This is a genomic window from Microbacterium sp. KR10-403 (genome assembly GCF_040196215.1).
In the GTDB taxonomy this organism is placed as follows: Bacteria; Actinomycetota; Actinomycetes; order Actinomycetales; family Microbacteriaceae; genus Microbacterium.
On the sequence record NZ_JBEGDC010000008.1, the window covers coordinates 159,191 to 171,683 of the forward strand.

The window sequence follows — 12,493 nt, forward strand, 5'->3', positions numbered from 1 at the left end:
CCTAGGGCTGGCCGTACGACGGGCCCGTGAAAGCGACAGGCTTGCCCGCGGCTCGGGCGTACCCGATTTCCCTGCTCGTCGAGTCGCCGATGTACCCGCCCGTGTTGACGACTACGACGCGGTCGGCCAGATCGATCTTTCGCAAGTGCAACTCACCGAGCAGAGCTCTCTGCTCGGCCGTGATGTCGTCGGACACTTCGGTGGGCGCGACAACAATGACCCCCGCAAGCGTCAACTGGCGGTTGATCTCACGCATCTCCTCGATGAACCGGGCGGAGCCACAGATGCAGACAATCTCAGGCCGTTGAGGCACAGCTCAGTCTCCCCTCCGACGTATGTGCGCTTCTATGCGACCTTGTCGCCGATAATCTCGACCTTGAATCCCGCCGAGTTCTCCAGCCAGCCCGCGTAGTGATCGGGCATGATGAAAACCGGTCACCCTGCAACTCTCGCAGATGCCTCCGGCCGAGCGTGAGCTGTTCCGCACAGAGCTGAGCCACCGTACGATCGGCATAGGGATGGGACCGCAATGGGAACGACGAAAGTAACGGCCGACGCCACCAAGCTGCGTCAACTCAAAGAACTCATGGGCTCGGTCAGCGATCGCACCACCGCTGACCTCCCACCGGACATCGCGCTCGGCATCGAATCCCGGCGCCGCCTTGTCGCTCGAATCACCGCGCACCGGTTCACGCCGGAGCTACACGAAGCAACCAAACACGGCATTGAATGCGCAGAGTGAGCCTCGCGAGCGACCGTGAGCCGAGACGCAATGGAAGACATCCGATCTCAAAGCCCAACCGGAGCGAATCACCGGTCGATCTCGTGATGGAACGCGCGGTGCAGACCCCCTTCTTCAGGGCATCAGCACTCAGCGACGCGCGGGATATCTATGCGGCCTGAAGCGAGTGATTCGCGAAGCACGCGCGAAGCCTCCGTGACCCGAACTACCTCTGAGCCCGCCGCGCGACCGCCTCGGCGCCCAACGATCGCGCTCCTCGCCGCGCTCGGCCGCTTCAACGCCGCCCATCCGTGGTCGCACAATGACGCGTTCGCGGCGTTCGTGCTCAGGCACGCTCGCGCGGTGCGAAGGGCTGGCGGAACGAGGGCCGCCGACGTCGGGTGCGGCACGGGCAACCTCGTGGGTCGGCTGTCGGCCTTCCTCCCTGTCGTGGTCGGGATCGAGCCCGATCGCGAGGTGGCGGCGATCGCCTCAGAACGCTTCCGCTCGTCGAGCGCCGTACACATCGATCAGCGGCCGTTCGCCGACGAAGCACCACGGCAGTACGACCTGATCGTGTTCGTCGCCTCGCTCCATCACATGCCGTTGCACGCGACTCTCCATGAAGCGCGAACAGCGCTGCGCCCGCGCGGGCGCATCGTGATCGTCGGCCTCGCACGAGAGGCGCCGTCTGACAGATGGCGTTCCCTGGTATCGCTCGCGCTGAACCCCGTCATGGGTCTTCTCCGACATCGGCGACGCGCCGACGCGCGCCCGCAGAACATGCAGGCGCCGACGGCCGATCCCGCAGAATCGTTCGACGAGATCCGGGACGTTGCGCGCGAAGTGCTTCCAGGTGTCCGCATGCGTCGCCGCCTGTTCTGGCGGTACACCGCGTCGTGGGTCGCACCGACCGAGCGGAAACCCCGTGCCTGAGGGCGACACCGTCTGGCAGACCGCGCGGCGGCTTCACGAGGCGCTCGCGGGCAAGACGCTCACGCGCTTCGAACTGCGCGTGCCACGGCAGGCGACGCTCGACCTCACCGGACAGACCGTCCGCGAGGTCGTCCCCCGCGGCAAGCACCTGCTGCTGCGGGCCGGCGAGTTCACCCTGCACTCGCACCTCAAGATGGAGGGCGTGTGGGACGTGCACCCCGCCGGCGCCCGCTGGCGGCGCCCCGCCCACACCGCGCGAGCGATCCTTCAGACGGCAGACTTCGAGGCCGTCGGGTTCGACATCGCGCAGGTGCAGGTCGTCCCCACCCGCGGCGAGCACACCCTCGTCGGGCATCTCGGACCCGATCCGCTGCAGCCCGACTGGGACCCGGCACGAGCCGCGGAGAACCTCGCGACCGACACCCGCCCGATCCACGTGGCGCTGCTCGATCAGCGCAATCTCGCCGGGCTGGGCAACGAATACGCGAACGAGGTGCTCTTCGTCCGCGGCATCCACCCTCAGAAGAACGCGAACGAGGTCGACACCGCCGCACTCGTCGAGACGGCGGCGAGGATGCTGCGCGCGAACCGCGACCGGCCTGTCCGCACTTTCACCGGCGATGCGCATCGCGGCCGCGATCGCTGGGTCTATCGGCGCGAGCACCAGCCCTGCCGGCGGTGCGGCACGCTCATCGAGCGCACCGACCTGGGCGCCGACCCGACGCAGGAGCGCATCGTCTTCTGGTGCCCGAACTGCCAGCGCTGATCCACGACACCACCCCGGACAGTCTGTGCGGCCGCCCGCGAGCCCCGGCGGATCCGTCCGTTCCCGCGCCGCGCCGATTGCACCCGCCCCGCCCGCAGGATTGAATCGAACCAGGGGTGGCGTGCGCCACCGAACAGGGAGTGATACCCGTGGGAACCACGGTCTTCGAGCGGGCACGGCCCGCGGCATCCATCGTCGCCCACTCGTTGGCCGACACCGAACTGTCGGTGTTCTGGCGCGACGACCTGCCCGCAGACCTGCTGCCCGACCGGCCCGCGCTGCGCGCCGCACACGTCGCCGACCTCGTCATCGTCGGCGGCGGATACACCGGACTGTGGACGGCTCTCGAAGCCAGTGAGCGCATGCCGGGCGCGCGTATCGTGCTCCTCGAGGCGCAGCGGGTGGGCTGGGCGGCATCCGGCCGAAACGGCGGGTTCTGCGAATCGAGCCTCACCCATGGCCGCGAGAACGGGCTGGCGCGCTGGCCCGACGAGATGCCCACGCTCGAGCGGTTGGGGAGGGAGAACCTCGACGCGATCGAGGCATCCGAGGCCACATACGGCATGGACTTCCACTTCGAGCGCACCGGGCAGCTCGCCCCCGCCGTCGAGCCTCATCAGCTGCAGTGGCTGCGCGACTGGCGCGACGAGACCGCCGACGACGAAGACGTCGTGTACCTCGATCAGGCGGCCGTGCGCGCCGAGGTCGCCTCGCCGACCTATCTCGCCGGCATGTGGGAGACGAAAGAGTGCGGGATGCTGCATCCCGCCCGCCTCGCCGCAGAGCTGGCGCGCGTGGTCGAAGCGCGCGGCGTCGAGATCTTCGAGCGCAGCCGGGTGACCGACCTGCAGACCACCGACCACGACGTGACCGTGGTCACCGAGCGGGGTCGTGTGAAGGCGAAGCAGGCGGTGCTGGCGACGAACGTGTTCCCGTCGCTGCTCAAGCGCAACACGCTGATGACCGTGCCGGTGTACGACTACGTGCTCATGACCGAGCCGCTGTCGGCCGAGCAGATGGCCTCGATCGGCTGGAAGAACCGGCAGGGCATCGGCGACATGGCCAACCAGTTCCACTACTACCGGCTCACGCGCGACAACCGCATCCTGTTCGGCGGATACGACGCCGTCTACCACTTCGGCCGCAAGGTGCGCGCCGAGTATGAAGACCGGATGACCTCGCACGAGATGCTCGCGAGCCACTTCTTCACGACGTTCCCGCAGCTCGAGGCGCTGCGGTTCACCCATCGTTGGGCCGGTGCGATCGACTCGAGCACGCAGTTCACGGCGTTCTTCGGCACGGCTCGCAAGCGCCGCGTCGCCTATGCCGCCGGCTTCACAGGCCTGGGCGTCGGATCGACCCGCTTCGCCGCCGACGTCATGCTCGACCTGCTCGCGGGCGAGAAGAACGAGCGCACCGCGCTCGAGATGGTGCGCAAGCGCCCGGTGCCGTTCCCGCCCGAGCCGGCCGCCGCGATCGGCATCAACGCCACCCGCTGGTCGATGGACCGCGCCGACCACAACCTGGGCAAGCGCAACCTGTTGCTGAAGACCCTCGACGCCCTGGGACTAGGGTTCGACTCATGAGCAGAATGGATGCCGGAGCCGCCGTTGTCGCGGCATCCCTCGTCCTTCCTTCCGACGCGGTCGACGCGTCGCAGGTGCACGCGGGTTCGCCGCGGACGGGGTACATCGACCTCGACGAGACCGGCGAGCGCACGATCGGAGTGTGGGAGCACACGCCGGGTGTCTCGACCGACGTCGAAGCCGACGAGGTGTTCGTGGTCGTGGCCGGCTCGGGCACGCTCGAGTTCACCGAGCCGGCGCTGCCGCCGGTCGAGCTGCGGCCCGGGGTGATCGTGCGGCTGACCGAGGGGATGCAGACGGTCTGGGCGATCCGCGAGACGCTGCGCAAGGTGTACGTGGCGTAGGGCCGCCGCCGGTCGCTGGCGCTCGCTGCCCCGCCGGGCTCGCTGCCGCCGGGCTCCCCCGCGCCGAGGTCGCATGTGTTCTCGCGAGATCCCGCGCGACCTCGCGACATCCGGTGCGACCTCGCGAGATCCCGCGCGACCTCGCGACATCCGGTGCGACCTCGCGACATCCGGTGCGACCTCGCGACATCCGGTGCGACCTCGCGAGATCCCGCGCGACCTCGCGACATCCCGTGCGACCTCGCGAAATCCGGTGCGACCTCGCGAGGTCGCACGCATCTTCGCGAGGTCGCGCGGGGCTACGGCGCGCTGCGGCGCACGAGCAGCGCGAGGTGCAGGGCGGTCTGGTTCTCGCCGTCGTCGAGGTCCATCCCCAGCAGCCGCTCGATGAGGGCGATGCGCTGGTAGAACACCGACCGGGAGAGATGGGATGCCGCAGCCGCCGCCGTGCGGTTCGCGGGGTGTGCGAGCACGGCACCCAGTACGTCGAGCAGGTCGCCGTCGCGCGTCATGTCGTACTCGATGAGCGGCGCGAGCATGCGCTCGCCGTGCTCGAGCAGCCGGCGGTCGTCGCGCAGGTTCGTCACGAGGCGCACGAGCGGCCGCGCGTCGGCGCGGCGGATCCGCGCGCCGCGAGCATCCCCGCGCAGCCCACCGTGCGAGAGGTCGATGGCCTCCTGCAGCGACACCAGGCCCTCGTCGAGCCCCGCGGCCGGCGACCCGATCGAGATCGCCGCGCGATCGGATGCCTCCCCGAGCGCCGCGCTCGCGAACGCCTCCGCAGCCCGGTCGTCGAACGGCGCGTCCTCCGGCAGCGACAGCAGCACCGTCGCACTGGGCCAGGGCGTGCCGGCGGGGGCCGCACCGACCAGCGCCCGCCCGCCGAGGGCGCGGGCCGCGGCATCCACGCCCTCCGTCTCCAGCGCGGCCCGCGTGACGACCATCCCGTACAGCACACGCCCCTGCACCGGCAGGCCCGCGGCACCCAGCCGCGCCGCCGCACCCGAGACGCTGGCGAAGCGGCCGGCCAGCAGCCGGTCGAGCAGGCGGCGCCGCGCCTGGCGCTCCCACTCGTCGACGGGCCCGTCGGCGAGCCGCCCCAGTGCGAGCGCGATCGCGCCCTGCTGCAGCACGCCCTCGCGTCCGGCGGGATGCTCGGGCCCCGGCAGCGCGATCAGCCGCCCCCAGCGGATGCCGCGCGCCTCGACCGGCACGACCAGCCATCCGGCCGCGTCGTGCACCGCGCGCGAGCGGCGCTCCCAGGCGGCGAACAGCTCTTCCTCCTGCGCGGGCGGCACCTGCGCCGCGACCACCTCGTGCGCGAGGTTCTCGAGCACGACCGGTGCGTCGAGCGTCGAAGCCAGCTGCTGCACGACGAAGTCGGCCGGTGATCCGCGCAGCGTGAGCGCCGTGAACCGGTCGCGCACCTCGTCGCGGGCGCGCAGTGCGATCCACTGCCGGTCGATGATCAGCCGGTGCACGGCCTCGGTGATCGCGACGTATTTGACCTCGCGATGCAGCACGACCAGCACGAGCCCGTGCGCCCGGGCCGCTTCGACGATGACCGCGGGCGCCCAGCGATAGTGCGTGCCCAGCTCGAGCACGAGACCGGCCACGCCGACCTCGACGAGCCCGGCGATGAACGCGCGCAGGGCGTCGGGCTCGGCGGGCCACCCCGACCCCGTCGACAGCAGCAGCTCGCCGCCGTTGAGCAGCCGGGCGACGCCGGCCGAGTCGGAGACGTGCACCCACCGCACGCGCGCGTCGAGGCTCTCGGCGCCGCTGAGCACCTCGGGCCGCCCCTCGGCCACGGCGTCGAGGCGCAGCAGCTCGCGCAGGGTCGGCAGCGCGGCGTGCGGGTCGCTGTCGCGGCGTTCGGGCGCCGCAGCGGGTATCGGCATCGATTCCCCTCCTCGGGTCGCGGGGATGCCCCAGCATAGCCCGGACAGTGCGTCCGATCCGAACCCGGGTTCGCGACGGACCGGCTCTTCGATCGCACCACACGCGCTGCGACACTGGGAGCGACCCACCAGCGCCGCGCCCGGTCGATCTGTCCGGATGCCGCGGCCGGACACTTCGGAAAGGACCGTGCATGACCAGCGTCGAGACCACAGCGCAGACCGAGCTCATCGACCAGGCGACCGAGGGGGCGCCCGTGGTCGGCCATTGGATCGACGGCGCCGTGGTGGCGCCGGCGGGTGGGCGTACCGCCCCCGTGTTCAACCCGGCGACCGGGCAGGTCACCGCCGAGGTGGCCCTGGCCGATGACGATGTGATCGCGGCGGCGCTGGCGTCGGCTGCGGCCGGTCAGCGGGTGTGGGGCGGGTACTCCATCGCCAAGCGGCAGGCGGTGCTGTTCGCGTTCCGTGAGCTGCTTTCCGCGCGGCGGGCCGAGTTGGCCGCGATCATCTCGGCCGAGCACGGCAAGGTGCTGTCCGATGCGATGGGTGAGATCGCCCGGGGGCTGGAGGTCGTCGAGCTCTCGTGCGGGTTCCCCACGCTGACGCAGGGCGGGTTCAGTGAGAACGCGTCCACGGGCATCGACGTGTACACGCTCAAGCAGCCGCTGGGGGTGACGGCGATCATCAGCCCGTTCAACTTCCCGGCGATGGTGCCGCTGTGGTTCTTCCCGATCGCACTGGCCACCGGCAACGCGGTCGTGCTCAAGCCCAGCGAGAAGGACCCGTCCGCCGCCCTGTGGATGGCGGCACTGTGGCAGGAGGCGGGGCTTCCCGACGGGGCGTTCACCGTGCTGCAGGGCGACAAGCAGGCCGTCGACGGGCTGTTGACCAGCCCGGTGGTGCAGTCGGTGTCGTTCGTGGGATCGACCCCGATCGCCCAGTACATCTACGAGACCGCCTCCCGCCACGGCAAGCGGGTGCAGGCGCTGGGCGGGGCGAAGAACCACATGCTGGTGCTGCCCGACGCGGACCTCGACCTGGTCGCCGACCAGGCCGTGAACGCCGGGTACGGAGCGGCCGGCGAACGCTGCATGGCCGTGTCGGTCGTGATCGCGGTCGGCGGGGTCGCCGACGCGCTGCAGGGCAAGATCGCGGAGCGGATCGCGAAACTGCGGGTGGGGAACGGGCAGGATGCCGCGGAGCCCGACCTGGGACCGTTGATCTCGGCTGCGCACCGCGACAAGGTCGCCTCCTACGTCGATGCCGCCGAGGCCGACGGAGCCGAGATCGTCGTGGACGGGCGCGGGTTCACCGTCGACGGGCACGAAGACGGGTTCTTCTTCGGACCCACCCTGATCGATAACATCCCGACCAGCTCCCGCGCCTACACCGAGGAGATCTTCGGCCCCGTGCTCTCCATCGTGCGGGTGGACACGTTCGATCAGGGCGTGGAGCTGATCAACTCCGGGATGTTCGGTAACGGGACCGCGATCTTCACCAACGACGGCGGTGCCGCCCGCCGGTTCCAGTCCGAGGTGCACGTGGGCATGATCGGCATCAACGTGCCCATCCCCGTCCCCGTCGCCTACCACTCCTTCGGCGGATGGAAGAACTCCCTGTTCGGCGATGCGAAGGCCTACGGCCGCCACGGCTTCGACTTCTTCACCCGCGAGAAGGCCGTCACCGCCCGCTGGATCGACCCCGCCACCCGCGGCGACGCCTCTCACAGCGGCATCAACCTCGGCTTCCCCCAGAACAACTGAAACGAGCATCATGAGCGACACCCTCACCTCCGCCCCCGTCGACCTCGCCGCCGACGCCGCCGTGCGCGCCGACGACCGCGGGCACGTCTTCCACTCGTGGAGCGCCCAGGCGCTCATCGACCCGCTGCCGGTCGCCGGTGGCGAGGGGTCGACGTTCTGGGACTACGCGGGCAACAGCTACCTCGACTTCTCGAGCCAGCTGGTGAACCTGAACCTGGGGCACCAGCATCCCGATCTCGTCGCAGCCATCCAGAAGCAGGCCGGGCGCCTCGCGACCATCCAGCCCTCGATGGCCAACGACGTGCGCGGCGAGCTCGCGCGGCGCATCAGCGAGGTGGCACCCGACGGGTTCGAGAAGGTGTTCTTCACCAACGGCGGCGCCGACGCGAACGAGAACGCCGTGCGCATGGCGCGCCAGGTCACCGGGCGCCGCAAGGTCCTGTCGATGTACCGCAGCTACCACGGCAACACGACCACCGCGATCTCGCTGACCGGCGACCCGCGCCGCTGGGCGAACGAGCCCGGCGACGGGTCGGTCGCGCACTTCTTCGGGCCGTACCCGTACCGGTCGCCGTTCCACTCCGACTCGCCCGAGCAGGAGACCGCCCGGGCCCTCGAGCACCTCGAGCAGACGATCGTGCTCGAGGGCGCCCAGACGATCGCGGCGGTCATCATCGAGACCGTCGTCGGCACCAACGGGGTGCTCGTGCCCCCGCCGGGATATCTCCCCGGCGTCCGCGAGATCTGCGACAAGTACGGCATCATCTACATCGCCGACGAGGTGATGGTCGGTTTCGGCCGCATCGGCGAATGGTTCGCGTTCCAGGCGTTCGACGTGGTCCCCGATCTCATCACCTTCGCGAAGGGCGTGAACTCGGGGTACGTGCCGCTGGGCGGCGTGGTGATCTCCGACCGCATCGCGGCGCACTTCGACACCGTGACGTTCCCCGGTGGGCTCACCTATTCGGGGCACCCGCTCGCGTGCGCGGCCGGTGTGGCCACGTTCGAGGTGTTCGAGCGCGACGGCATCCTCGAGCGGGTGCGCGACCTCGGATCGCGCGTGGTCGAGCCGGCGCTGCAGGAGATCGCCCGCCGCCACCCGTCGGTCGGCGACGTGCGCGGACGCGGACTGTTCTGGGCCATCGAGCTCGTGCGCGACAAGGAGACGCGCGAGCCGCTCGTGCCGTTCAATGCGGCGGGGGCGGATGCTGCGCCCGTCGCCGCCGTGATGGCGGCGGCCAAGAAGGGCGGCGTGTGGCCGTTCAGCCACTTCAACCGCGTGCATGTGGCGCCGCCCCTCGTGATCGACGAGAGCGAGCTCGTCCGCGGGCTCGACGTCATCGACGGCGCGCTGCACGCCGCGGACGAGTACCTGTGACCATGACCCTGCACAACATCATCGACGGTCGCGCGGTCGCGCCGTCGGGCCCGCTGCTCGACCTTGTGTCGCCGGTGACCGGGGAAGTGTACGGACAGGCCGGGGTGTCGACGGCCGAGGACGTCGATGCGGCGTTCGCCGCGGCATCCCGCGCCTTCCCCGCCTGGCGCGATGCGACGCCGGCGACGCGGCAGCTGGCGCTGTTCCGGCTGGCCGATGCGCTGGCCGCGCACGCCGAGGAGCTCGCCGACCTCGAGTCGCTCGACACCGGCAAGCCGCGCGCAACGCTCGTGGCCGATGAGATCGACCAGTCGGTCGACCAGCTGCGCTTCTTCGCGGGAGCCGCGCGCGAGCTGAACGGCCGCGCCGCCGCCGAGTACGCCGAGGGGTTCACGTCGTACGTGCGGCGCGAGCCGATCGGCGTCGTGGCGCAGGTGACGCCCTGGAACTATCCGCTGAACATGGCGATCTGGAAGATCGGCCCGGCCCTGGCCGCCGGCAACACGATCGTGCTCAAGCCGAGCGAGACGACCCCGTCGACGACGGTGCGCCTTGCCGAGCTCGCCGCCGAGATCCTGCCCGCGGGTGTGTTCAACGTGGTGCTCGGCGATCGCGACACGGGGGCGCTGCTGACCGCACATCCGGTCCCCGCGCTCGTCGCGATCACCGGATCGGTGCGTGCGGGGATGGCCGTGGCATCCTCCGCCGCCACGCAGCTCAAGCGCGTGCACCTCGAGCTCGGCGGCAAGGCGCCCGCGGTCGTGTTCGCCGATGCCGACCTCGCACGGGCCGCCGCGGGCATCGCCGAGGCCGCGTACTTCAACGCCGGGCAGGACTGCACCGCCGCCACCCGCGTGATCGTGCACGAGTCGGTGCACGACGCGTTCGTGCGCGAGCTGGTCTCGTACGTGCGGGCGAACATCTCCACCGGGGCGCCCGACTCGGGCGCGTTCTTCGGGCCGCTCAACAACGCCGGGCAGCTCGAGCGGGTCGCGGGGTTCATCGAACGGCTGCCGGAGCACGCGACGGTCGAGACCGGAGGACGCCGACAGGGCTCCGCGGGATTCTTCTTCGAGCCGACGGTCGTGACCGGCGTGCGGCAGGACGACGAGATCGTGCAGTCCGAGGTGTTCGGCCCGGTGCTGACCGTGCAGACGTTCGCAACGGAGCAGGATGCCGTGGCCCTCGCCAACGGGGTGCCCTACGCCCTGGCTGCCTCGACGTGGACGACCGACCACGCCACCGCGATGCGCATGAGCCGGGTGCTCGACTTCGGCTGCGTGTGGATCAACGCGCACATCCCGTTCGTGTCGGACATGCCGCACGGTGGCTTCAAGCAGTCGGGATACGGCAAGGACCTCTCGATCTACGGCTTCGAGGACTACACGCGCATCAAGCACGTGATGTCGAGCCTGGAGTAGGGCGCTCGGCCGCGCCGTCTGCCCCTGGACACGGCCCTCTCTCTTGTTCAACAGTCACCAAATGCGGGTCGCCATGACCCCGACCGGTAAGTATCGACTGTTGAACCCGGCCCCTCCTGTTCAACAGTCACTTCATGCAGGTCTCGCGCGAGATCGGTCGCAGAAATCGCCTGCTGAACCGGAGGGCTGGATGCCGCGGGAGAGGCGGATGCCGCGCCCCGTGGCGCCGGAACTCAGTGCCCCGAGATGAGGTCGGCCACCCGCGCGACGGCCGCCGTGCGCGCGCCACCGCGGGACTCCTGCCGGTCGGCGAGGCCGTACGCCGCGTAGATCGCGTTGACCGCGAGCCAGCGGAGCGGCTCGGGCTCCCACCGGTGCGCGCGATGCCCCACCCACGGCAGCGACACCCGGTCGGTGTCACGCCCGAGCACGAGGTCGGCGAGCGTCCGCCCCGCGAGGTTCGTGGTCGTCACGCCGGTGCCGACGTATCCGCCGGCCCAGCCCAGCCCGGTCACGCGGTCGTAGCCGACGGTCGCCGCCCAGTCGCGCGGCACACCCAGCACGCCCGACCACGCGTGGGCGATCGGCACGTCCGCGGCGGCGGGGAACGCCGTGTGCAGCAGCCGCGTCAGCCCCGCGACCGTCCGGTCCTGCGTGCGGCCGTCGGTGTCCACGCGCGATCCGTAGCGATACGGGATGCCGCGACCGCCGAACGCGATGCGACCGTCGGCGGTCCGCTGGGCATAGGTGTACACGTGCGCGAGATCGCCCAACGTGTCGGCGTGCTCCCAGCCGATCACCGACCACACCGCATCCGGCAGCGGATCGGTGACGATCAGCGACGAGTTCATCGGCAGCCAGGTGCGGTGCTCGCCGCGCAGGTTCGCGGTGAAGCCCTCGGTCGCGCGGATCACATGGTCCGCGCGCACAACTCCCCGCGTGGTCTCCACACGACCGGGCGACAACGCCAGCGCCGGTGTGTTCTCGTAGATCACGGCGCCCGCCCGCTCGACGGCTTCGGCGAGCCCGCGCACGAGCTTGGCCGGATGCACGCGCGCACAGTGCGGGTGCCACACCGACCCTCGCGGCGAAGCGACACCCACGCGCGCCGCGGTCTCCGCGGGGCCCAGCGTGACGACGTCCGCACCCGGCCACTCCACCTCGGCCGCGGCGAACGCCCGCATGCGCGCGAGCTGCGCGTCGTTGTAGGCGACGTTGAGCTCACCGCCCTGGGCGATGTCGGCGTCGATGCCCGCGGCATCCGCCACCCGGATCACCTCGTCGACCGCGTCGTTGAGCGCCGCCTGCTGCCGGATGCCGCCGTCGCGTCCGTACCGCTCGCGTCCGCCGGTGACCGAGTTCGTGAGCCAGCCGCCGTTGCGGCCCGATGCGCCGAAGCCCGCGAACCGCGCCTCGACGAGGGCGACGCGCACCGAGGGATCGAGCTGTCGCAGGTAGTACGCCGTCCACAGCCCGGTGAAGCCCGCGCCCACGATGCACACGTCGACGTCGAGGTCGCCGTCGAGAGCGGGCCGCGGCTGCGGCAGGCCGATCTGGTTCCACCAGAACGAGACATCCCCGTTGCGCACGTCGACTCCCTTGCCGATACGTTTTCCGTAGCTTCTATCCAGTTTACGATGCGGATTCCCTCTTGAACAGCGATCATGACCGCTGATA

At 70.6% G+C, this 12,493-nt stretch carries 11 protein-coding genes; 8 read left to right on the forward strand and 3 right to left on the reverse strand.

All coding sequences use genetic code 11. From position 1 onward, the window contains the following. Nucleotide 1: 1 nt before the first annotated feature. Entirely contained in the window at nucleotides 2–256 is a 255-nt protein-coding gene (locus tag ABMQ42_RS17795) for a hypothetical protein (RefSeq protein WP_502884764.1), read from the reverse strand. A 273-nt stretch (nucleotides 257–529) separates the two neighbouring features. On the opposite strand from ABMQ42_RS17795, the gene ABMQ42_RS17800 reads away from it, so the two are divergent. From ABMQ42_RS17800 to ABMQ42_RS17820, 5 genes are all read left to right on the forward strand, one after another. After that, nucleotides 530–742: a hypothetical protein gene (locus ABMQ42_RS17800; protein ID WP_349724359.1), complete on the forward strand. Its 213-nt coding sequence runs from the start codon at nucleotides 530–532 to the stop codon at nucleotides 740–742. A gap of 150 nt (nucleotides 743–892) precedes the next feature. Further along, nucleotides 893–1,657 carry a class I SAM-dependent methyltransferase gene (locus ABMQ42_RS17805; protein WP_349724360.1) on the forward strand — a complete coding sequence of 255 codons (765 nt, stop codon included), beginning with the start codon at nucleotides 893–895 and terminating at the stop codon, nucleotides 1,655–1,657. Then, entirely contained in the window at nucleotides 1,650–2,423 is a 774-nt protein-coding gene (locus tag ABMQ42_RS17810; RefSeq protein ID WP_349724361.1) for a DNA-formamidopyrimidine glycosylase family protein, read from the forward strand. The genes ABMQ42_RS17805 and ABMQ42_RS17810 overlap by 8 nt, the downstream gene beginning before the upstream one ends. Before the next feature lie 149 nt (nucleotides 2,424–2,572). Continuing rightward, entirely contained in the window at nucleotides 2,573–4,009 is a 1,437-nt protein-coding gene (locus tag ABMQ42_RS17815) for an NAD(P)/FAD-dependent oxidoreductase (protein ID WP_349724363.1), read from the forward strand. Further along, the gene (locus ABMQ42_RS17820) at nucleotides 4,006–4,353 is read left to right on the forward strand and encodes a cupin domain-containing protein (RefSeq protein WP_349724365.1); all 348 of its coding nucleotides are present in this window, start codon (nucleotides 4,006–4,008) and stop codon (nucleotides 4,351–4,353) included. Before ABMQ42_RS17815 ends, ABMQ42_RS17820 begins: the two co-directional genes overlap by 4 nt. Before the next feature lie 299 nt (nucleotides 4,354–4,652). On the opposite strand, the gene ABMQ42_RS17825 is transcribed toward ABMQ42_RS17820, so the two are convergent. Then, nucleotides 4,653–6,254, reverse strand: coding sequence for a PucR family transcriptional regulator (locus ABMQ42_RS17825; protein WP_349724367.1), 1,602 nt, complete (start codon nucleotides 6,252–6,254; stop codon nucleotides 4,653–4,655). Between the two features lie 191 nt (nucleotides 6,255–6,445). Between ABMQ42_RS17825 and ABMQ42_RS17830 the strand changes: the two genes are divergently transcribed. The 3 genes from ABMQ42_RS17830 to ABMQ42_RS17840 are packed head-to-tail and all read left to right on the forward strand — an operon-like array spanning nucleotide 6,446 to nucleotide 10,816. Further along, nucleotides 6,446–8,017: a CoA-acylating methylmalonate-semialdehyde dehydrogenase gene (locus ABMQ42_RS17830; RefSeq protein WP_349724368.1), complete on the forward strand. Its 1,572-nt coding sequence runs from the start codon at nucleotides 6,446–6,448 to the stop codon at nucleotides 8,015–8,017. Between the two features lie 10 nt (nucleotides 8,018–8,027). Continuing rightward, the gene (locus ABMQ42_RS17835; RefSeq protein WP_349724369.1) at nucleotides 8,028–9,395 is read left to right on the forward strand and encodes an aspartate aminotransferase family protein; all 1,368 of its coding nucleotides are present in this window, start codon (nucleotides 8,028–8,030) and stop codon (nucleotides 9,393–9,395) included. Nucleotides 9,396–9,397: 2 nt separating this feature from the next. After that, nucleotides 9,398–10,816 carry an aminobutyraldehyde dehydrogenase gene (locus ABMQ42_RS17840; RefSeq protein WP_349724447.1) on the forward strand — a complete coding sequence of 473 codons (1,419 nt, stop codon included), beginning with the start codon at nucleotides 9,398–9,400 and terminating at the stop codon, nucleotides 10,814–10,816. Nucleotides 10,817–11,049: 233 nt separating this feature from the next. On the opposite strand, the gene ABMQ42_RS17845 is transcribed toward ABMQ42_RS17840, so the two are convergent. Further along, complete coding sequence (locus tag ABMQ42_RS17845; protein WP_349724370.1) at nucleotides 11,050–12,405, reverse strand: NAD(P)/FAD-dependent oxidoreductase; 1,356 nt, start codon at nucleotides 12,403–12,405, stop codon at nucleotides 11,050–11,052. Nucleotides 12,406–12,493: the final 88 nt, after the last annotated feature.

Excerpts from the sequence above, each read along its gene's own strand:
- ABMQ42_RS17795 (WP_502884764.1), bottom strand. The coding sequence starts at position 256 with ATGCGTGAGATCAACCGCCAGTTGACGCTTGCGGGGGTCATTGTTGTC.
- ABMQ42_RS17800 (WP_349724359.1), top strand. The coding sequence starts at position 530 with ATGGGAACGACGAAAGTAACGGCCGACGCCACCAAGCTGCGTCAACTC.
- ABMQ42_RS17805 (WP_349724360.1), top strand. The coding sequence starts at position 893 with ATGCGGCCTGAAGCGAGTGATTCGCGAAGCACGCGCGAAGCCTCCGTG.
- ABMQ42_RS17820 (WP_349724365.1), top strand. The coding sequence starts at position 4,006 with ATGAGCAGAATGGATGCCGGAGCCGCCGTTGTCGCGGCATCCCTCGTC.
- ABMQ42_RS17825 (WP_349724367.1), bottom strand. The coding sequence starts at position 6,254 with ATGCCGATACCCGCTGCGGCGCCCGAACGCCGCGACAGCGACCCGCAC.
- ABMQ42_RS17830 (WP_349724368.1), top strand. The coding sequence starts at position 6,446 with ATGACCAGCGTCGAGACCACAGCGCAGACCGAGCTCATCGACCAGGCG.
- ABMQ42_RS17835 (WP_349724369.1), top strand. The coding sequence starts at position 8,028 with ATGAGCGACACCCTCACCTCCGCCCCCGTCGACCTCGCCGCCGACGCC.
- ABMQ42_RS17840 (WP_349724447.1), top strand. The coding sequence starts at position 9,398 with ATGACCCTGCACAACATCATCGACGGTCGCGCGGTCGCGCCGTCGGGC.